The sequence below is a fragment of the Saccharopolyspora indica genome (genome assembly GCF_027853965.1).
Taxonomy (GTDB): domain Bacteria; phylum Actinomycetota; class Actinomycetes; order Mycobacteriales; family Pseudonocardiaceae; genus Saccharopolyspora; species Saccharopolyspora indica.
Window position 1 is genome coordinate 541,433 of sequence record NZ_JAQGLB010000002.1, and the last position, 19,634, is coordinate 561,066.

The 19,634-nt window shown below is 71.8% G+C and carries 16 protein-coding genes; 10 read left to right on the forward strand and 6 right to left on the reverse strand.

Going from position 1 to position 19,634, the window contains the following annotated elements; genetic code table 11:
- Positions 1 to 11 precede the first annotated feature (11 nt).
- The 3 genes from OU416_RS06425 (at position 12) to OU416_RS06435 (ending at position 3,115) form a co-directional block, all read left to right on the forward strand.
- On the forward strand, positions 12 to 845 hold the full coding sequence (locus OU416_RS06425) for a PspA/IM30 family protein (protein WP_270925882.1): 834 nt from the start codon (positions 12 to 14) through the stop codon (positions 843 to 845).
- 11 nt (positions 846 to 856) lie between these two features.
- Positions 857 to 1,675: a phage shock envelope stress response protein PspM gene (gene pspM, locus OU416_RS06430; RefSeq protein ID WP_270925883.1), complete on the forward strand. Its 819-nt coding sequence runs from the start codon at positions 857 to 859 to the stop codon at positions 1,673 to 1,675.
- Between the two features lie 162 nt (positions 1,676 to 1,837).
- Entirely contained in the window at positions 1,838 to 3,115 is a 1,278-nt protein-coding gene (locus OU416_RS06435; protein WP_270925884.1) for a uracil-xanthine permease family protein, read from the forward strand.
- Between the two features lie 21 nt (positions 3,116 to 3,136).
- Here OU416_RS06435 and OU416_RS06440 read toward each other — a convergent pair whose 3' ends face one another.
- Entirely contained in the window at positions 3,137 to 3,772 is a 636-nt protein-coding gene (locus OU416_RS06440) for a LysE family translocator (RefSeq protein WP_270925885.1), read from the reverse strand.
- Positions 3,773 to 3,923: 151 nt separating this feature from the next.
- Positions 3,924 to 4,748, reverse strand: coding sequence for a ParA family protein (locus tag OU416_RS06445; RefSeq protein WP_270925886.1), 825 nt, complete (start codon positions 4,746 to 4,748; stop codon positions 3,924 to 3,926).
- Positions 4,749 to 4,974: 226 nt separating this feature from the next.
- Between OU416_RS06445 and OU416_RS06450 the strand changes: the two genes are divergently transcribed.
- Both OU416_RS06450 and OU416_RS06455 read left to right on the forward strand, forming a co-directional pair.
- Positions 4,975 to 5,700: a class I SAM-dependent methyltransferase gene (locus OU416_RS06450; protein WP_270925887.1), complete on the forward strand. Its 726-nt coding sequence runs from the start codon at positions 4,975 to 4,977 to the stop codon at positions 5,698 to 5,700.
- A 296-nt stretch (positions 5,701 to 5,996) separates the two neighbouring features.
- Positions 5,997 to 6,413 carry a DUF3040 domain-containing protein gene (locus tag OU416_RS06455; protein WP_093146483.1) on the forward strand — a complete coding sequence of 139 codons (417 nt, stop codon included), beginning with the start codon at positions 5,997 to 5,999 and terminating at the stop codon, positions 6,411 to 6,413.
- Between the two features lie 231 nt (positions 6,414 to 6,644).
- Here the strand turns inward: OU416_RS06455 and OU416_RS06460 are convergent, their stop codons facing one another.
- The 3 genes from OU416_RS06460 to OU416_RS06470 are packed head-to-tail and all read right to left on the reverse strand — an operon-like array spanning position 6,645 to position 11,145.
- Positions 6,645 to 8,888, reverse strand: coding sequence for a transglutaminase TgpA family protein (locus OU416_RS06460; RefSeq protein ID WP_270925888.1), 2,244 nt, complete (start codon positions 8,886 to 8,888; stop codon positions 6,645 to 6,647).
- A complete protein-coding gene (locus tag OU416_RS06465) occupies positions 8,885 to 10,132 on the reverse strand; it encodes a DUF58 domain-containing protein (protein WP_270925889.1) in 1,248 nt (415 codons plus the stop codon). Before OU416_RS06465 ends, OU416_RS06460 begins: the two co-directional genes overlap by 4 nt.
- Before the next feature lie 2 nt (positions 10,133 to 10,134).
- Complete coding sequence (locus OU416_RS06470; protein ID WP_270926086.1) at positions 10,135 to 11,145, reverse strand: AAA family ATPase; 1,011 nt, start codon at positions 11,143 to 11,145, stop codon at positions 10,135 to 10,137.
- Between the two features lie 604 nt (positions 11,146 to 11,749).
- Here OU416_RS06470 and mraZ point away from each other — a divergent pair.
- The 4 genes from mraZ to OU416_RS06490 all read left to right on the forward strand — a co-directional run bounded on the left by mraZ (position 11,750) and on the right by OU416_RS06490 (position 16,330).
- Positions 11,750 to 12,181, forward strand: coding sequence for a division/cell wall cluster transcriptional repressor MraZ (mraZ, locus tag OU416_RS06475; protein WP_093344926.1), 432 nt, complete (start codon positions 11,750 to 11,752; stop codon positions 12,179 to 12,181).
- 295 nt (positions 12,182 to 12,476) lie between these two features.
- Positions 12,477 to 13,463 carry a 16S rRNA (cytosine(1402)-N(4))-methyltransferase RsmH gene (gene rsmH, locus OU416_RS06480; protein ID WP_270925890.1) on the forward strand — a complete coding sequence of 329 codons (987 nt, stop codon included), beginning with the start codon at positions 12,477 to 12,479 and terminating at the stop codon, positions 13,461 to 13,463.
- A gap of 291 nt (positions 13,464 to 13,754) precedes the next feature.
- A complete protein-coding gene (locus tag OU416_RS06485; protein ID WP_270925891.1) occupies positions 13,755 to 14,471 on the forward strand; it encodes an FtsB family cell division protein in 717 nt (238 codons plus the stop codon).
- Positions 14,471 to 16,330 carry a peptidoglycan D,D-transpeptidase FtsI family protein gene (locus tag OU416_RS06490; protein ID WP_270925892.1) on the forward strand — a complete coding sequence of 620 codons (1,860 nt, stop codon included), beginning with the start codon at positions 14,471 to 14,473 and terminating at the stop codon, positions 16,328 to 16,330. The genes OU416_RS06485 and OU416_RS06490 overlap by 1 nt, the downstream gene beginning before the upstream one ends.
- A gap of 61 nt (positions 16,331 to 16,391) precedes the next feature.
- Here the strand turns inward: OU416_RS06490 and OU416_RS06495 are convergent, their stop codons facing one another.
- Positions 16,392 to 17,702, reverse strand: a complete 1,311-nt coding sequence (locus OU416_RS06495; RefSeq protein WP_270925893.1) for an MFS transporter — start codon at positions 17,700 to 17,702, stop codon at positions 16,392 to 16,394.
- Positions 17,703 to 17,903: 201 nt separating this feature from the next.
- Between OU416_RS06495 and OU416_RS06500 the strand changes: the two genes are divergently transcribed.
- The gene (locus OU416_RS06500) at positions 17,904 to 19,616 is read left to right on the forward strand and encodes an IlvD/Edd family dehydratase (protein WP_270925894.1); all 1,713 of its coding nucleotides are present in this window, start codon (positions 17,904 to 17,906) and stop codon (positions 19,614 to 19,616) included.
- Positions 19,617 to 19,634: the final 18 nt, after the last annotated feature.

The window sequence follows — 19,634 nt, forward strand, 5'->3', positions numbered from 1 at the left end:
AGGCGGAGGAGATGGCCAATCCGTTCGTGAAGGCGTGGAAGTACTTCATGGCGGCGTTCTCGTCGAAGGTCGACGAGCACGCCGACCCGAAGGTGCAGATCCAGCAGGCCATCGAGGAAGCCCAGCGGCAGCATCAGGCGCTTTCCCAGCAGGCCGCCTCGGTGATCGGCAACCAGCGCCAGCTGGAGATGAAGCTCAACCGCCAGCTCGGCGAGGTCGAGAAGCTGCAGGCGTCGGCCCGGCAGGCGCTGGTGATGGCGGACCAGGCGCGGGCCAACGGTGACGAGGCGAGCGCGCAGAAGTACGAGGAGACCGCCACCCAGCTGGCCAGCCAGCTGGTCACCGCGGAGCAGGGCGTCGAGGACATCAAGACGCTGCACGACCAGTCGCTGGGTGCCGCCGAGCAGGCCAAGAAGGCCGTCGAGCGCAACGCCCAGGTCCTGCAGCAGAAGATCGCCGAGCGCACCAAGCTGCTCAGCCAGCTGGAGCAGGCGAAGATGCAGGAGCAGGTCTCGGCCTCGATGCGCCAGATGACCGAGGTCGCCGCGCCGGGCAACACGCCGTCCCTGGACGAGGTGCGGGACAAGATCGAGCAGCGCTACACCACTGCCCTGGGGCAGGCGGAGCTGGCGCAGAACAGCGTGCAGGGCCGGATGCTGGAGGTCGAGCAGGCCTCCATCGACGCCGCCGGTGCCAGCAGGCTCGCGCAGCTGCGCGCCTCGATGGGTACCGGGCAGCAGCAGGTCACGGGCGGTCAGCAGCAGCAGATCGGTGGCGCGCAGAGCCCGGCCGAGCCCGCTACCAACCCCCAGCAGCAGCAGAACCCGCAGGCCGGACAGGCCTGAGCGAGCGCAGGGTGAAGTCGTCCCGCAAGCAGGAGCTGGCGCAGCTGGGCGAAGCCGCATTCGAACAGCTGCGCGGTCCCGGCATGGCCGCGGTGCGCCGGACGATCGCCAAGTGGCGGGATCCGCGCGCGCGGGCGATCCGGCAGCGGAACCGGGCGAGGCGGACCGCGACGGGCAGCGCCGCGTCCGCCGGTGTGCTCGGTGCCGGGGCAGCGACCTCTGCGTACGTTCCCGCGCTGTGGGAGTGGGGCGGTTCGGCCGGCCTCTTCCTGCAGGACGTGACGACGTTCGGACTCGGTGGCCTCGCCGTGCTCGGCGGGGCCACCGCCGTCGGCGCCGGGATGAGGTACCGGCGGCTCAAGCGGACACCGCTTCCCGAAGCGCCGCCGGAGCCGGTTTCGCTCCCGGCGCACGGTTCGGCCGCGCGGGAACCGATGCAGCGGCTGCGCGATGCGGAGCAGAGCCTGCACGGCGCACTGGCGCAGTTGACATCGGCCGGTGCGGGCAGCGCCGCGGTGGACGCGCGCGGCACGGCGGACAGCGCGGCAGCTGAGCTGCGGCGTGGTGCGCAGCGGTTGATCGCCGTGGAAGCGGCGATCCCGCACGCGCCCGCGGGGGAGAAGGCCGCGTTGCGCTCGGACGTCGAGCGGCTCCGGGCCGAGCTGGACGAGGGCGTCGACGGGTACGGCGCGCTGGTGGCCGCTGCGGGACGCGCGGTCGCGGCCAGCGGGGCCTCCGAGCAGAAGCACCTGTTGCAGGACGCGACCGATCGGCTGGCCGGATTGGCGGACGGGTTGCGCGAGCTGTTCGGTCCCGAGGGACGCCGGTAGCCGTTCGGGGTGGAAAGCGCCCGCTGCGACACGCCATCACTGCTGGTAGTGGTGATTCTGCTGGTGCATGTCTTGATTGTGCGATGCGAAATAGTAATCTTCCCTCATCATCACAGGCCGTGACATGAGATCCGCCTGATCGGGTGGCTCGGGGGAGGCGACGTGGCGTTGTGGACCGTGCACGGCAACGGTCGACGCCCGGTGCGCGATGCGGTGGTGGCCTCCGAGGAGCGGCTGAGCTGGCCGCTGACCATCGGCTTCGGCGTGCAGCACCTGCTGGCGATGTTCGGCACCACCACCCTGGTCCCGCTGCTCACCGGGTTCCCGGTCGGCACGACCCTGCTGCTGTCCGGCCTCGGGACCCTGCTCTTCCTGCTGCTGACCCGCAACCGGGTGCCCAGCTACCTGGGCGCCTCGGTGGCCTTCGTGGTCCCGCTGAACGCCGCGGCCAAGGAAGCAGGCGCCAGCCCCGCCGCGCTGCTCGGCGGCATCGTGGTGGTCGGCATCGTGGTGTTCAGCGTCGGCGTCGCGGTCAAGGCGCTGGGCGTGCGGCTGCTGGAGTCGGCGATGCCGCCGGTGGTGACCGGCGCGATCATCCTGATGATCGGCCTGAGCCTCGCCCCGCAATCGATGTCGTCGTTCGACCAGCAGCGGGTGCCCGCCGCGCTGACCCTCGGCACGGTCGTGCTGCTGATCGTGATCAGCCGGGGCATGGCGGCGCGGGCCGCGGTGCTGATCGGCGTGCTGGTCGGCTGGAGCTACGCGGCGCTGGCCGGGCACCTGGTGCCGGAGCGCATCGCGGAGCTGTCCGACGCGCCGTGGATCGGGCTGCCGCAGCTCATCGCGCCGCAGGTGCACATCGCGGTGATGCCGTTCGTGCTGCCGCTGGTGATCGTGCTGGTCGCGGAGCACGTGGCGCACCTCAAGGCGGTGGCGGCGATGAGCGGCCGGGACCTCGACCCGCACGTGGGCGACGCGCTGATCAGCGGCGGGCTGGCGACCACGCTGTCCGGTGCGGCGGGCGGTTCGTCGCTGAGCAGCTACGCGGCGAACGTCGGGGTGATGGCCGCGACGCGGGTGTACTCCACGGCGGCCTGCATGGTCGCGGCGATCGCCGCCATCGTGCTCTCCTTCTCGCCGAAGCTCGCGGCCCTGATCAACACCATCCCGATGGGCGTGCTCGGCGGCGCGACGCTGGTGCTGTTCGGGATGCTGGCCATGGTGGGCGTGCGGATCTGGCTGGACGCGAGGGCCGACTTCGCCGACCCGGTGAACCTGGTGGTGCTGGGCACCGCGGTGATCGCCGGCGTCGGCGACCTGACCCTGCACCTCGGCGAGCTCCGGGTGACCGGCATGGTGTGGGGCTCGGTGGGCATCGTGCTGGTCTACCCGGTGCTGCGCCACATCGCCGACCTGCGCGACAGGCCCCAGGAGGCCTGACGGCCGGTGTCCGGGCGGAATTCAGCCCTGGACGGCCATTTTGAGGCCGAGGCCGACCAGGACCGTCGCGGTGATGCGGTCCAGCCAGGCGCGGACCCGGCGGCGCTGGAACAGCGCTCGGGCGCGGCCCGCGACCCACACCAGCGCGGTCGACCAGAGCAGGCCGATCGAGATGTGCGTGGCCACCAGCAGCGGGCCCCAGGCGAACGCCGCCGGACCCGCGGGCAGGAACTGCGGCAGCAGGCTGATGTAGAAGACGCCGACCTTGGGGTTGAGCAGGTTCGTGGTCATCCCGGACCGCAGCGCCGCCCAGCTCGTCAGCCCGGCCGACGTGGTCGGCAGCTCCTCGGGCTGCTCGACCTGGTTGCGCGGCAACGACTTCCACAGCGCCGAACCGCCCAGCCACAGCAGGTAGGCCGCACCCGCGATGCGCACGATGTCGTAGGCCAGCTGGGACGCGGTGAGCAGCGCGGTCAGCCCGGCGATGCTGGCGGTGCCCCAGATCAGGCAGCCCAGGTTGATCCCGAGGAACGTCGCCACCCCGGCCCGGCGCCCGCCCAGCAGCGAGTGCCGGAGGATCAGCATGGTGTCCAGGCCGGGCGTCACGACACCGATCAAGGCGACCAGTGCGAAAGCAGTGAATGTCGCAGTGCTCACCGGTCCCGCCTCTCAGTTCCGCCTCTCCGCGATCCACAGCGGTGGTCGCGTTCGGAGGTTGATCTCGCGTTTCGTGGTCTCTTGGGGCTGGGTTGCGCCACGTTCCCCTGAGGTGCGGTTGAGCGGGTCTCAGGACCGCGACGCAGGAGGCTCACTCGTCCTCCTCCAGCTCGTCCTCGTCCGTGTGGCGCTGGCGGCCTGCGCGGAGGGTTCGGGCGAGCACGAGGTTGAAGGCGAGCGCCACTTCTCGCGCACCCGGGGTTCCCCACTGGTGGATCGGCATGCACGCGCCTTGGGCCTGCTGCACCGCCAGGCGGTCCGGCAGCGCGACGGGCAGCACCAGCGGGCCGAAGATGTCCCGCAGCTCGTCGATGCGGAACTGGTGCTCGTGGGACCGCGGGCGCACCCGGTTCACGATCACGCCGAGCGGCTGGAGCTTCGGGTTGGTGGACTTGCGCTCGGCCTGCACGGCTTCGAAAGCCCGCTGCACGCCGGACACCGCGAAGATCGTGGGTTCGGTCACCAGCAGCGCGCGATCGGCGGCGACCAGCGCCGAACGGGTCAGCCTGCCGAGCGAGGGCGGGCAGTCCAGCAGGACCAGCTGGTAGGGCAGCTCGCCGTCCTCGATCAGACCGTCCAGTTCGGACAGTGCGGTGGTCAGCCGGGCGAGGTGCTCCTCGTCGTGGTGGCCGTTGTGGCTCTCGGCGTCCTCGGAGCCGACCAGGACGTCGACCTCCTCGCCCCACGAGCTGCCGCTCACGGCTTCCCGGAGCACCTCCGGACGAGGATCGGCGAGCACGTCGCTGAGCCCCTTGGTGGTCTCCTCCGGTTCCAGGCACGAGGTCGCGTTGCACTGCGGATCGAGGTCGACGACCAGCGTCCGAACGCCGCGACGCATGGCGGCCGAGGCGAGACCGAGCACCACGGTCGTCTTCCCCACGCCGCCCTTGAGACTCAGCACTGCCACGGTCTGCACGCACGTAGCCTACGGAACCCGACACCATCTCAGAACTCGTCCCTGAAACTGGGTTCCGTTGCGGCCGAGGTTCGTGTGCCGGAACCCCCGGCATTGCTCCGATCGAAGCAGACCGGATGCTGCGACCGGGTTTTCGCCCGCGATCCGCCGAAGCGCTCGCGCGACGCGCTGAGGCGATCGCCACGCCGCCGCGAGATGCCCGCGACCGGCCATTACGCTGCTTGCCATGAGATCCGACGCCGTCCACCAGGTGCTGGAAGCCGAACTCGCCGACGTCCGGCGCCGACGTGGCGGGGAATCGCCGCGCGTCCTCGACGTCGGTGGCGGCAGCGGGGTGTGGGCGGTGCCGCTGGCCTCCGAGGGCTGCGCGGTGACGGTCGTCGACCCCAGCCCGAACGCGCTGGCCACGCTGCAGCGGCGCGCGGTCGACGCCGGGGTGGCCGACCGGATCACCCCGCTGCAGGGCGACACCGACGCGCTGGCGGCGCTGGCCCCGGAGGGCGGCGCGGACCTGGTGCTCGCGCACGGCGTGCTGGAGGTCGTCGACGACGTCGAGGCCGCGATCGCGGCGCTGGCCGCGGCAACGGCTCCCGGCGGCGCGCTGTCGGTGCTGGTCGCCAACCGCTACGCCGCGGTCATCGGGCGGGCGCTGGCCGGCCGGGTCTCCGACGCCCTGCAGCTGATCCAGGACGCCGACGGCCGGCTCGACCCGGCCTCGGACACCCTCCAGCGGCGGTTCGACGCCGAAGGCCTGGAGCGGGTGCTGACCGCAGGCGGGTTCGCCGTCGAGCGGATCCAGGGTCAGGCGGTGCTCAGCGATCTGGTGCCCGGCTCGGTGCTGGACAACAACCCGCGGGCGGCCGACGCGATGGCCGAACTGGAGCGCGTCGCGGCCGTCCGGCCGCCGCTGCGCGACATCGCGACCCGCCTGCACGCGCTCGCGCGCGCCTGATCTTCGGCCACCGGGCGTGATCGGCGATGCGGCCGGACCGGTGGCGGGATCGCCCGGCAGCCGGGTGAGCTGGGGCGATGCGTCGTGAGCGGGGAACGGTCGCGCGGCGATCACTGCCCCGAGGGGATGATGTCGGCAACCTCGCACAGCTACCTGCCGGGACCGGGTAGTACTCGCGTCGCGGGAACCGTATCCTCAGTGGTGACGCCCCCAAGCGTTCGCCGGTCCCCAAGCCCGGATGAGTCGATCATCCCGGTCTCCGGCGCCACTGAGACCCCTGTGCCGGAGGAGGAGTCATGCCACTCTCCGAGCACGAGCAGCGACAGCTCGAACAAATCGAGCGCGCGCTCTACGCCGAGGACCCCAAGTTCGCCTCCACCGTGCGCGGAGGACGACTGCAGCGCCCATCCCGACGCCGGCGGATGCAGGGCATCGCCGTCTTCGCGCTGGGATTGGCCCTGCTGGTAATCGGTGCGGTGATCCCGGCTCTGCGGCCGGCCGACATCCCCGTGTTGAGCGTGGTCGGCTTCCTCGTGATGTTCGGCGGAGCAGTGATCGTCCTGTCCGCGTTGCGCGGTGGCGGGGACGACATCGAGTCGGTGCCGGAGAACGGCGGTGGCGGGCGCCCCAAGCGGGGCTCGAACCGCAGCACCGGACGGAGCTCCTTCGCCCAGCGCATGGAGGAGCGCTTCCGAAAGCGTTTCGAGCAGTAGAAGATGAGCGATGATCGCCGCCAGCCACCTTGGCGGCGATCATCGCTTTGTGCTGTCCACGACCGCCGCTCGCAGGGTGCTCCCGGTCAGCCCGAAATCGCCCGCTATGGCTCCGTTTCCGCTGGTAAAGACCCGTGAGTGCTTTGGGGTGCTATAGCCCCACAAAACACTCACGGGTTCTGAGCAGTGGAAACGGAGCCGCGGTGGTGTCTCGCGGGCCTGGCCAGGGCGTCAGGGACTGGCCGGGCGGAGCTGGAGGACCGAGCGCGGGAACAGGCGGGAGCGGAGGTCCAGCGGGGCCGCTCGGCGGAGGCTGGCCAGCACCTCGTGCAGGGTTTCCGGCAGCGAGTCGTCCGGCTGGCCGCCCTGCGGGGCGTACCACTCCCGCTCCACCGCGCTGACCAGCGCTCGCAGCGCCTTCGCCCCGGATTCGTCCAGGCCGTGGTGCTCGAGCAGCTTGGTGGCCACCTGGCGCGCCGTGTCCGTCGTGGCGGGCCGCGCGCCGCGGTCCTGGAACTCGTCGAGCACCTCCTGCCAGGCCGACCCCGCCGATCCGGCGGCGACCGCGCTCAAGCGCTGCCGCCGGCGCACTTCCCGCACCACGCCGGGCGCGGCGAGCAGTGCGAGACCGACGGCCAGCACGCTGAGGACGATCGGCCACGGGCTGCTCTGCTCGGTCTCCCGCGGATCGGCGGGCGCGACGTCGGAGCCGTCCTCAGGGCGCTCGTCGCCCGGCGCGGGATCCGTCGTCGGCGGCGTGCTCGGCAGCTCCTGGCCGGGCGGCGGAACCGGCTGCTGCTCCGGCCGCAGCTCGCTGTCCAGGTACTGCGGCAGCGCGGTCCGGCCGTCGCTCAGCGGCGTCGGGTCGAAGGTCTGCCAGCCCCAGCCGGGGAAGTAGGCCTCCACCCAGGCGTGCGCGTCCTCCGTGGTGATCACCCGCTCGTCGCCGTCCCGGTACCCGGCGGTGAACCCGACGGCCACCCGCGACGGGACGCCGACGGCGCGCAGCAGCGCGGCCATCGACGAGGCGTACTGCTCGCAGAACCCGCGCTTGCCGCGGAACAGGAACTCGGAGAGGGCGTCGCCGCCGCCTGCCGGGGCGGTCCGCAGGTCGTAGCGGAAGCCGTTGCGCGGATCGGTGAAGTAGCGGTTGATCGCCACCGCCTTGTCGAAGGCGGTGGGAGCGTTCGCGGTCAGCCTGCGGGCCAGGTCGGTGACCTGCGGCGGGATCCCGGTGGCGTCCAGGTACTCCGGCGCCATCCGCAGCGGCCCGTCGGCCTCGCGCAGCTGGTCCGGCGTCGGATCGGGCACGATCAGCTGCTGGATGTAGGCGCGGCTCTCCTGGTTGGTCTGGGTGAACACGATCCCGGCGGCCGGGTCGTAGCGCCAGTTCACGCCCATCCCGGACAGGAACCGCGGCATGCCGAACACCGGCAGCCACGGATCCCGGTAGCCGACGGGCTGGATCTCGACCCGCTCCGCGCTGCCGTCGCCGATGTCGGTGCCCTCCGGCAGCGGGAGCTCGCCGTTGGCCTCGACGCCCTGGGTCAGGCCTTCCAGCTCCCACCCGCGCTCCGGGTTGAACTTGCGCAGCGTCAACGCGCGCAGGTACGTCGGCTCCCGCAGGCCGCGGACGCGGAACAGCTCCACCTCCCGGTCCCGGTTGAGCTGGCCGCGCAGCGAGGTGAACGGCTGCAGCCCGATCCCGTCGGTACCGCCGCCGAGCTGCTCGGGCATCGCTCCGGGCAACCGGCCCTCGGTGCCGACGCCGGTGAACACCACGCCGGTGAGCAGTGCGATCACCCCGGCCACGCCGGCGACCGATGCGGTCGTCGGGCCGAGCAGCGCGCGCGTCAGCTGCTCGCGGTCCTCGTGGCTGCGCCACCGGCGGTGCTGACCGCCCGAGGCGAGCAGCACGGCGAAGCCCAGCCCGCCCGCGACGAAGGTCCACCACGGCAGCATGGTCTCGGACAGCGACGCGGGGATCGCGAACACGCACAGCAGCAGCAGACCGCTGACCGCCGGGCTGCGCAGTCCCACCACGATGACGTCGATGAGCACCGCGATCACGCCCAGCCCCACGCAGACCAGGGCCTGCAGGGCGGGTTCGGCGGGAACCGGGGGGACACCGGTGCGGATCAGCTCGCCGGCACCGGACAGCAGGCCGCCGAGCTCGCCGATCGCCGCCGGGCCGGGCAGCAACCCGAGCAGCGCCCGCTCGGTGAACTGCGCGGTGAGCACGACCAGCACCCCGGCCAGCTGCGCGAAGGCGGTCGCGGTCAGCGGCCAGCGCAGCTTGCGCCCCAGCACCCCGATCGCCGCGACGACGAGGACCGTGAGCACCGCGGGGAACACCCAGCGGCTGTCGGCCAGCACGCCGGCGAACGCCGTCGACGCGCACAGCACCGAGAAGGCGGCGGCGGCCGTCGTCACCAGCGAGGTGTCGATGGCAGCCGTCATCCGGTGCTCGGTCACGGCAGCACCTCCGATTCCGGTGCGGTGGTCTCCCGGCACAGCTGCTGCCAGACGGTGTCGATCGCGGTCGCCGGGCCGGACGCGACGACCGCCGTCCAGCCCGCCGCCCGCAGCCGCCGCGCGGCCAGCCGCGGGTCGTGGCCGCCACCGTCGCCGTTCCAGGAGCGGACGTCGAGCAGCACCGCCAGGCTCCGCGCGCCCTGCGGCCGGAGCTTGGTCAGCTCGTCCACCGCCGCGGTCGTGGTCTCGCCGAGCACCGCGATCAGCTCCTGACCGGCGCCGGGGTCGCGGGTGAAGACCAGGTCGCGCTGCGTCGAGGTGCGCACCGCGGCCAGGGCGTCCAGCACCGCGTCGTCGTGCCCCTCGCCGGAGGCCTCCGCACCGGTCGCCAGCTGCGCGCAGTCCTCGGTGATCAGCTGCACCTGCTGGCCGTGCTGGTGCAGGTGCAGGCAGAAGCTGGCCACCGCGGACACCGCCCACTCCAGGCTGCTGCGCGCCCCGGTGCCCCGGTGCGCCGCGGAGCGGCGGTCGAGCAGCACCGTGACGCCCGCGTGCCACGGTCGTTCCTCGACGCGCACCATCAGTTCGTCGCGCCGCGCGGTGGACTTCCAGTGCACGCGCCGGATGTCGTCGCCGTGCCGGTACTGGCGCACCACCGCGTCGTCCTCGCCGTGCCCGGCGCGCAGCCGCGTCGCGCCGTCCTCGCCGGTGCCCAGCCCGGAGCCCGCGGGCAGCCCGGTGAGCCGGACGACGTGCGGCACCGCGATGAGCCGGCTGCGGTCGGCCAGCTCGCGCTCGAACTCGGCCAGCCCGAAGGGATCGTCGATGCGGGTGCGCAGCGGTCCGATGTGGTGGATGCCGCGCAGCGCCGGGGACACCGGGTACTCCAGGATCTTGCCGCCGTGCCTGGGCACCGCGTCCAGCCGGAACCGGTGCCTGCCGCCGAGCGCGTGGGGCGTGTTGTCCTCCAGCGCCAGCCCGCCGATCGGCAGCCGGCCGCTGGCGGAGAGGTGCAGCCGGACGGTCGCCCGGCCGCCGACCGGGATCCGCACCGGCAGCACTTCGCGCCGGGCGGCGATGCCGAACCGGGTGCGGCTGGTCAGCAGCAGGGCCAGCAGCGGGAGCGCGATCACGAACGCGGCGACCCGCAGGAGGTCCCGCTCGTCCAGGACCAGCGCGCACACACCGGCGGCCACGCCCGCCGCCAACAGGCAGCGCCCGCGGATGGTCAGGCCGGAGAGCACCCTTACCTGCGTTCGCGTTCGGTGTCGCCGCGCGGCACCGGGGTCCGGCTCAGCAGCTGCCGCACCAGCTCGGTGGTGGAGCGGCGGGCGGCGCGGGCCTCGCTGGTCAGCACCAGCCGGTGGGCCAGCACCGGGATCGCCACCGCTTGCACGTCGTCCGGGATGGTGAACTCGCGCCCGGCCAGCGCGGCCTGCGCGCGAGCGGCGCGCACCAGCTGCAGCGTGGAGCGGGGCGAGGCGCCGAGCCGCAGCTCGGTCAGCTGGCGGGTGGCGGTCACCAGTTCGACCGCGTAGCGGCGGATCTCGGTGGAGACGTGCACCCGGCGCACCGCCTGCAGCAGGCCCTGCACCTCGGCGGCGTCGGCGACCGGCTGGAGGTCGGCCAGCGGGTCGTGCCCGGCGTGCTCGTCGACCATCGCCAGCTCCGCCTTGAGGTCCGGGTAGCCGATCGACACCCGGGCGGTGAAGCGGTCCCGCTGGGCCTCCGGAAGCGCGTAGGTGCCTTCCATCTCGATCGGGTTCTGGGTGGCGATGACCATGAACGGCGCGCTCAGCGGGTAGGTCTCGCCGTCGACGGTGACCTGCTTCTCTTCCATGCACTCCAGCAGCGCGGACTGCGTCTTCGGCGAGGCGCGGTTGATCTCGTCGCCGACCACGACGTTGGCGAACACCGGGCCGGGGCGGAACTCGAAGCTCTCGGTCCGCCGGTTGTACACCGACACACCGGTGATGTCGCTGGGCAGCAGGTCGGGGGTGAACTGGACGCGGCTGACCGTGCAGTCGACGGACCGGGCCAGCGCCTTGGCCAGCGAGGTCTTGCCGACCCCGGGCACGTCCTCCACCAGCAGGTGGCCTTCGGCCAGCATGGTGACCAGCGCCACCCGCACCACCTCGGGCTTGCCCACCAGCACCTGCTCGACGTTGGCGGCGATGCGCTGGACGGTCGCGTGCAGCTGGTCCGCACCGGGCGTCACCGGTGCGGCGCCGGCACCGGTCGTCGGGGCACCGGACAACTCGGCTCTGGGCGTCACGCCACCTCCTGCTCGTCGCGGCGCCCGGGTCCGCCCGAGCGGGTTTCCGCTGCCACTCGCGGGGCACCCGCACCAGCGGAAAGCGCGCGAGTGTCGCTCAAGGCGCCTCCATGTCTCTGCGGGTCACCTCGCGCCCGGCGCCTGATCCGGGGCGGAGTGCACGTGCAGTGTGCCAAACCGGCGGTACCCGGCGGGCCACCCCGCACCCATCCGCCGTCGCCCCACTCCTCCCCACCGGACGGGCCGCGACGGGGGCGGGGCTGGGCGCGCACTGAGCATAACCGCGCACCCGAAGGGGTTGATCAAGGTCGGGCGGGTGACGCCCCCCACTTCCGGACCACGGGGCACTACCTGCGCAAATGGGGTGGATGGGGGTGGATGGACTGGTGCGTTTCGTGTTGACGGTGGTGTGAAGTGGGGTACTGTGGGGGAAGGTGGGGCAAACGGGGGTCCTACCGGCTTTGTCAACACTGCTTTGCTGACACTGGCCTTCACCGGCCACCGGTGGAAGGCCCTCGTCGGGGCCGCAGTGCGGCGGGTCCGGGTCGCAGGACGAGCGGTCCGGAGTCGGGGGAGGTGGACCGGGATGTTTCTCGGCACCCATCACCCGAAGCTCGACGACAAGGGGCGCTTGACGCTGCCGGCGAAGTTCCGGGAAGCACTGGCAGGGGGGCTGATGGTCACCAAGGGACAGGACCACTGCCTCTACGTCTTCCCGCGCGACGAGTTCGAGCAGATGGCGCGCAAGGTCGCCGAGGCCCCGTTCACCAACGAGGCGGTCCGCGCCTACCAGCGCTACCTGTTCGCCGGGACCGACGAGCAGGAGCCGGACGGGCAGGGCCGGATCAAGATCGCGACCGAGCTGCGGCGCTACGCCGGGCTGACCAAGGAGTGCGTGGTCATCGGCGCGATCAACCGGCTGGAGATCTGGCAGGCGGAGAGGTGGCAGAGCTACCTCGACGAGCACGAGGAGGGCTATGCGCAAGCGCGCGAGGAGGTGCTGCCGGGCGTCTTCTGACCAGTGCAGGCGTTGATGGCGACGATTCGGGTTTCGTGAGGCCTCGGTCCGCTCGGCTTTCGCACGCCTGGTGCATCTTCCCCGGCACCAGGACGCGACGGGCGGGCGGGGACCTGACGGGATCCGGACGTCCACGCGAGACACTGGGACACCAGAACATGTCCAGCCGGATCCCGGCACGGCCGAGCCCTTGACCGGGCCGGCAATACCGACATCGCCACGCGCGGGCCTGCGGGCCCGCGCGTGCCGGTTGGCGGAGCAGGTCGGGAACGGCACGCGGGAGGGAGGGTCCGCCGTGGCCGAACAGCGGTATGAACAGGGCGGGTCCGCCCGCGACAAGCACGTGCCGGTGCTGCTGGACCGGACGTTGGAGCTGCTCGGACCAGCGCTGTCCCGGGAGGGCGCGGTGGTCGTCGACGCCACGCTCGGCATGGGCGGGCACTCCGAGGCGATGCTGACCGCGCACCCGGGGCTGACGCTGGTCGGCCTGGACCGCGACCCGGACGCCCTGCGGTTGGCCGGGGAACGGCTCGCGCCGTTCGAGTCGCGGATCCACCTGGTGCACGCGGTGTACGACGAGTGGTCCGAAGTGCTCGTCGACTTGGGACTGTCCGAGGTGGACGCGGCGCTGTTCGACCTCGGGGTGTCCTCGCTGCAACTGGACGAGGCGGACCGCGGTTTCGCCTACGCGCAGGACGCTCCGCTGGACATGCGGATGGACCCGGGTGCGCCGCGCACCGCCGCGGACGTGCTCAACACCTACGCCGCGGACGAGCTGGCGCGCGTGCTGCGCACCTACGGCGAGGAGAAGTTCGCGGGCAAGATCGCCGCGGCGATCGTCCGGGAGCGCCAGAAGGAGCCGTTCGCCAACAGCGCCCGGCTGGTGCAGCTGCTCTACGACGTGGTGCCCGCGGCCAGCAGGCGCACCGGCGGGCACCCGGCCAAGCGCACCTTCCAGGCGCTGCGCATCGAGGTCAACGCCGAGCTCGACGTGCTGGAGCGCGCGCTGCCCGCGGCGCTGGACTCGCTGGCGGTGGGCGGCCGGATCGCGGTGATGTCCTACCACTCGCTGGAGGACCGGATGGTCAAGCGCGCGCTCGCCGACCGGGTGAAGTCGCGCACGCCGGTCGACCTGCCGGTGGAACTGCCCGGCCACGGGCCGGAATTCCGCCTGCTCACCAGGGGCGCCGAGGTCGCCGGTGAGCAGGAGGTCGAGGTGAACCCGAGGGCTGCCTCGGTGCGGCTGCGCGCCGCGGAGCGCGTCGGCGGGGGACTGGCATGAGTGGCCTGTGGCAAGCCGAGTTTCGCGTCACCGCACCTCAGGGGACCGTGACGCAACCCGGCCACAAGAAACCGCGCAACGTGAGATCACTCCGGATCGCGACCACCACCGTGAATCGCGGAGAGGCGGGACTGGCATGAGCGGCCTGTGTCGAGCCGATTTTCTCTCAACCGCACCTCAGGGGACCGTGACGCAACCCGGCCACAAGAAACCGCGCAACGAGAGATTGCTCCGGACCGTGACCACCACTGTGAATCGCGGAGAGGCGGAACCGGGAGAGGCGGGACAGCCATGACAGCACCTGCACGCGCCAAGAAGTCCGCTTCGCGGTCGGGGGCGCAGACGGCCGCCAAGAAGACCACTGCCAAGACCGCCGCGACGAAGTCGGACAAGCCGCGGTCGCGGTCGGCGGCAGCGGAGCGCGCCTACGCGCGCCGCGAGGAGCGGCGGGAGCGTTCGACGCGGGAGCCGTCCGTGCGGCGACCGCGGCAGCTGCGCACCGGCGCGGAGGAGCGGCGGCCCACGTCGGCGAAGCCGAAGACCCGGGCGAAGCAGCTGCAGGAGCGCGTGGCGCACGCGCGGTTCCCGCTGGTGGTCGTGGTGATGTCGGTGCTGGCGGTCGGGCTCGCCGCGACGCTGTGGCTGTCCATCGCGGCGGTCAGCGGCAGCTACGAGCTGCAGCACGGCGAGGCCGAGATCGCCAGCCTGAACGAGCGCCGGGAGCAGCTGCTGCGCGAGGTGAGCTCGCTGGACTCGCCGCCGGCGATCCAGCGGCGCGCGGTGGAGGAGCTCGGCATGGTGCCCGGGCCGACCCCGGCGTACCTGGTGACGCTGCCGGACGGCACCGTGGTGGTGGTCGGGGAGCCGGAGAAGGCCACGGCCCCGCAGCCCCCGGCACCGCCCGCCGAACCGCCGCCCGCTGAACAGCCCCAGGGCCAGCCGCCGGCGGGCGAGCAGCCCCCGGCAGGGGAGCAGCCGCCGGTCGAGGCAGCTGCGGAGGCGCGTTGATGGCTCCTCGCAGGCCGACCAGGGCCATCCGCGGCCGCACCGCGCGCACCAACGTCGCGGGCAGCAACCGGCGACTGCGCGTCGGGCGGATGCTGATGGTGATCGCGCTGGTGCTCACCAGCGCCAAGCTGATCCAGGTGCAGGGCTTCGAGGCCAGCGCGCTGTCGGAGCAGGCGGTGAAGCAGCGGCTGGACCGCTCGGTCATCCCGGCCGATCGCGGGTCCATCATGGACCGGACCGGCAACGTGCTGGCCTTCAGCAGCGAGGCGCGGCAGCTCTACGCGAACCCGCGCCTGCTCGACAAGGAGCTCGACGAGCAGCGCGCCAAGGACCCCAGCAAGCCCACCGCGGCCGAGTACAAGCAGGAGATCGCCCGCTTCATCGCCGCGGAGCTGCCGGGCGTGATCTCCGAGCAGGAGGTGCTCGACGCGCTGTTCCGCGACGTCGGGTTCACCTACTTCGGCCCCCGGATCGACCCGGGCAAGGCCCGGGAGATCACCAAGAAGTACCCGCAGATCGGCTCCGAGTACCAGGCCACCCGCGAGTACCCCGGCGGGGACCTGGCCGCGAACATCATCGGCGCGGCGAACTGGCGCAAGGACGAGGTGCCCGGCAAGCTGCGCGGCCAGATCGGGCTGGAGTTCTCGCTGGACTCGGTGCTGGCGGGCAAGGACGGCCAGCAGGTCTCCGACACCGCGCTGGGCTCGGACCTGGTCATCCCCGGCACCCGGGAGCTGGAGCCGGCGGTGCCGGGGTCCGATGTGGAGCTGACCATCGACTCCGACGTGCAGTACATGCTGCAGCGCGAGCTCGCCGACTACGCCCGCGAGGCGCAGGCCAAGAACGCCAGCGCGGTGGTGCTGGACGCCAAGACCGGTGAGGTCTACGCGCTGGCCAACGACAAGACCTTCGACCCGAACGGTTCGTGGGGCGAGAACACCGGGAACCCGGCGGTGACCACGCCGTACGAGCCGGGCTCGGTGGCCAAGCTGATCACCGCGGCCGGCGCGATCGAGACCGGCGTCATGAAGCCGGACACCGTGCTGCAGGTCCCGGGCAGCATCAAGGTCGCGGACCGCACGGTCGGCGACGCGTGGTCGCACGGCACGGTGCCGATGACGTTCACCGGCGTGATGGGCAAGTCCTCCAACGTCGGCACCCTGATGGCCGCGCAGCAGATGGGCGAGCAGCGCTGGTACGACTTCGCCCGCGCCTTCGGACTGGGCCAGCGCACCGGCGTCGGCCTGCCGGGCGAGAGCGCGGGAGTCCTGCCGCCGCCCGACCAGTGGTCCGGCTCGTCGTTCGGCAACTTGCCGATCGGCCAGGGCTTCTCGATGACGGTGCTGCAGATGGCCAGCATGTACCAGGCGATCGCCAACGACGGGGTCCGGGTGCCGCCGCGGATCATCGCCGCGGAGATCGGCGAGGACGGCAAGCGCGTCGAACGCCCCCGGCCGGAGGGAATCCGGGTGGTCAGCCCGGAAACCGCGCACACGGTGAACGGCATGATGCGCTCGGTGGTGCAGGACGCCCCGCAGCCGAACCGCGGCACGGGACCGGGAGCGGCGCTGCCGGGATTCCAGGTCTCGGGCAAGACAGGAACGGCCCAGCAGTACGACCCGGCCTGCAAGTGCTACAGCAACTCGAAGCACTGGATCACCTTCGCGGGCGTCGTCCCGGCGGACAGCCCGCGCTTCGTGATCGGCCTGATGCTGGACCGCCCGGCCTACGGCACCCAGGAGGGCTCCTCGGCGGCACCCCTGTTCCACAACATCGCCGCCTTCCTCACCCAGCGCTACCAACTCCCGCTGTCCAAGGAAGAAGCCCCCTTCCAGGTCCTCCAACTCCCGACCCCGTAGCGCGTTTCGCGCGGCTGTGCCGGAACGTCGGCGGAGGGAGAGGCTTTGGTGCCGTTGGTGTTCAGGAGGTTTCGTCGGCTGGGGTGCGGGGGAGGGTGAGGAAGAGGGTTGCTGCGGTGAGGCCGCAGAGGGCCAGGAGGTAGAGGCCCGCTGTTTCGGAGTTCAGGGTCTGCTCGATCCAGTTCTTCGCCACCGGAGCGACGAAACCGCCCAGGTTGCCCAGCGAGTTGATCAGGCCGATGCCCGCTGCCGCGGCCGTTCCGGTCAGGTAGGCCGCCGGGAACGTCCAGAACACCGGTTGCACCGAGATGTAGCCTGCCGCCGCCACCGACAGGCCCGCTATCGCCAGCACCGGGTCGGCGAAGTACGCCGAGGCCGCGATGCCGATGGAGCCGCCAGCCGCGCAGGCCGCCGCGACGAAGCGCTTCTTCGGCTGGGCCAGGCGGTCCGCGCTGGTGGACACCGCGATGTTGACCAGCAGCGCGATGGTCCACGGGATCGCCGTCACCAGGCCGACGAGCAGCCCGACCTCGCTGCCCACCGCATCGGCCACCTGCGTCGGCAGGTAGAAGGTCATGCCGTAGACGCTGCACTGGATCAGAAAGTAGATCAGGCAGAAGTACAGCACCCGCGGGTCCACCAGCGCGGTCCGGAGCCGGTGCGGGCTGTGCCCCTGCTTCGCCCGGGCCTCCCGATCGACCGCGCCCTGCAGGGCGCTGCGCTGGTCAGGGGTGAGCCAGCGGGCGTTGGCGGGTTTGTTGTCCAGGTAGAAGAACGCCCAGACCCCGACCACGCAGGCGATCAGGCCTTCCACCGCGAACATCCACTGCCAGCCCAGGATTCCGGCCACCCCGTCGAGTTCCAGCAGCATCCCGGACAGCGGGCCGCCGAGCACCGAGGCCAGCGGGATGCCGAAGTAGAACATCGCGTTGCAGCGCGCCCGGTAGGCGTGCGGGACCCAGTGGGTGATGAACAGGATGACGCCCGGGAAGAAACCGGCTTCGGCGACGCCGAGCAGGAAGCGCAGCAGGTAGAACAGGAACTCGTCGTTCACCAGCGCCATCGCCGCGGAGATCAGGCCCCAGGTCACCATGATCCGGCACATCCACCAGCGGGCGCCGACCCGCATCATGATCAGGTTGCTGGGCACCTCGAACAGCGCGTACCCGATGAAGAACAGCCCCGCGCCGAGCGCGTAGGCGGCTTCGGAGATCCCGGTGTGCGCCTGGAACTCCGCCTTGGCGAAGCCGATGTTGACGCGGTCCAGGAACGCGATCACGTACATGAAGAACAGGAACGGCAGCAGGCGGAGCATCACCTGCCGGATCGCGCTGGTCAGTGCCTCGTCGGACGCCCGCTCTCCGGTGTGCACCCGGCCTCCTCGTCGAGGTGGTGTGGTTCGACATCCCGAACAACGTCCGTGATGTGGGTCACGAGGCTAGGGGTGCCGATCGGCGCGAGTCAATCGGCCGTTCGGCATCGCAATCGCTGTTCGACACCTCGGATGGACTGTTGCGCCACGCTGGCCGAGCTGGTTTCGTCGCGATCACAGGCCACCCAGCTAGGAGGGCGCATGCCGCGGCGCAGTGCGAGTTGGTTCGGAGCACACGGCAGGGCCGGGATGACCGCCCGGTCCTGGGTCAAGAACCAGGGCTACAGCGACGAGGTCTTCGACGGGCGACCGGTGATCGGCATCGGCACCACCTGGTCCGAGCTGGCGCCCTGCAACGCCCACCAGCAGCGGATCGCCGAGGCGGTCAAGCGCGGGGTGTGGCAGGCGGGCGGGTTCCCGCTGGAGTTCCCCAACATGGCGCTGGGCGAGACGCTGATGCGGCCCACCACGATGCTCTACCGGAACCTGCTGGCGATGCAGGCCGAGGAGACGATCCGCGCCAACCCGCTGGACGGGGTGGTGCTGCTGTCCGGGTGCGACAAGACCACGCCGGGCCTGCTGATGGCCGCGGCCAGCGTCGACCTGCCCACCGCGATGCTCACCGGCGGCCCGATGCTCAACGGCAAGTACCGGGGCGCCGACATCGGCTCGGGAACCGCTGTGTGGCAGGCGGAGGCCGACCTGGTGGCGGGCCGGATCACGCAGGAGGAGTGCTACTTCATCGAGGGCTGCATGTCCCGCTCCAACGGGCACTGCATGACCATGGGCACCGCCTCCACCATGGCGTGCATCGTCGAGGCGCTGGGCATGCAGCTGCCGTACGCGGCGTCCTGGCCCGCGGTCGACGCCCGCCGCTACGCCGCGGCGCAGCAGACCGGCCAGCGCATCGTGGAGATGGTCGAAGCGGATCTCAAGCCCTCCGACGTGCTCACCCGCGACGCGTTCGACAACGCCATCCGCGCGAACGCGGCCATCGGCGGGTCGACCAACGCCGTCGTGCACCTGATCGCGATCGCCAAGCGGGTCGGGGTGGAGCTGACCGTCGACGACTTCGACGCGCTCACCCGGGATGTGCCGACGCTGGTGAACCTGCAGCCCAGCGGCGAATTCCTGATGGAGGACTTCTGCTACGCGGGCGGGCTGCCCGCGGTCCTCGCGGAGCTCGGCGACCTCGTGGTGCGGTCGGCGATCACGGTCACCGGACGTTCGATGGGCGAGAACATCGCCGACGCCGAGGTGCACGACCGCTCGGTGATCACCCCGTTCGACGAGCCGTTCCAGGCCGTCGGCACCGGAACCGCGGTGCTGCGCGGCTCGCTGGCGCCCGACGGCGCCGTGATCAAGCAGTCGGCGGCGTCGGCCCGGCTGCTGGAGCACCGCGGCCCGGCGATGGTGTTCGAGGACGTCGACGAGTACTACGCGGTGTGCAAGGACGACGACCTGGACGTCGACGAGAACACGGTGCTGGTCGTCCGCAACGCCGGTCCGAAGGGCTATCCCGGCATGCCGGAGGTGGCCAACGTGCCGGTGCCGAAGAAGCTCCAGGACCGCGGTTTCGACGACATCGTGCGCATCTCCGACGGCCGGATGAGCGGAACCGCCTACGGCACGGTGATCCTGCACGTGACCCCGGAAGCGGCGGCGGGCGGCCCGCTGGCCTTCGTCCGGACCGGCGACGTGATCAGCATCGACGTCCCCAACCGCCGCCTGGACTTGGAAGTGCCGGAGGAGGAGCTGCACCGCCGCCGGGCCGAGTGGCAGGCCCCGGACAACCCGCACGCCCGCGGCTACCAGCGCCTGTACTACGACCACGTCCTCCAGGCCTCGGAAGGAGCGGACCTCGACTTCCTGGTCGGCCGCTCCGGCAGCTACGTCCCCAGGGACGGCCACTGAGCCGGGTCGGGCGGTGGT

Excerpts from the sequence above, each read along its gene's own strand:
- OU416_RS06425 (WP_270925882.1), top strand. The coding sequence starts at position 12 with ATGGCCAATCCGTTCGTGAAGGCGTGGAAGTACTTCATGGCGGCGTTC.
- OU416_RS06450 (WP_270925887.1), top strand. The coding sequence starts at position 4,975 with ATGAGATCCGACGCCGTCCACCAGGTGCTGGAAGCCGAACTCGCCGAC.
- OU416_RS06455 (WP_093146483.1), top strand. The coding sequence starts at position 5,997 with ATGCCACTCTCCGAGCACGAGCAGCGACAGCTCGAACAAATCGAGCGC.
- mraZ (WP_093344926.1), top strand. The coding sequence starts at position 11,750 with ATGTTTCTCGGCACCCATCACCCGAAGCTCGACGACAAGGGGCGCTTG.
- OU416_RS06485 (WP_270925891.1), top strand. The coding sequence starts at position 13,755 with ATGACAGCACCTGCACGCGCCAAGAAGTCCGCTTCGCGGTCGGGGGCG.
- OU416_RS06490 (WP_270925892.1), top strand. The coding sequence starts at position 14,471 with ATGGCTCCTCGCAGGCCGACCAGGGCCATCCGCGGCCGCACCGCGCGC.
- OU416_RS06500 (WP_270925894.1), top strand. The coding sequence starts at position 17,904 with ATGCCGCGGCGCAGTGCGAGTTGGTTCGGAGCACACGGCAGGGCCGGG.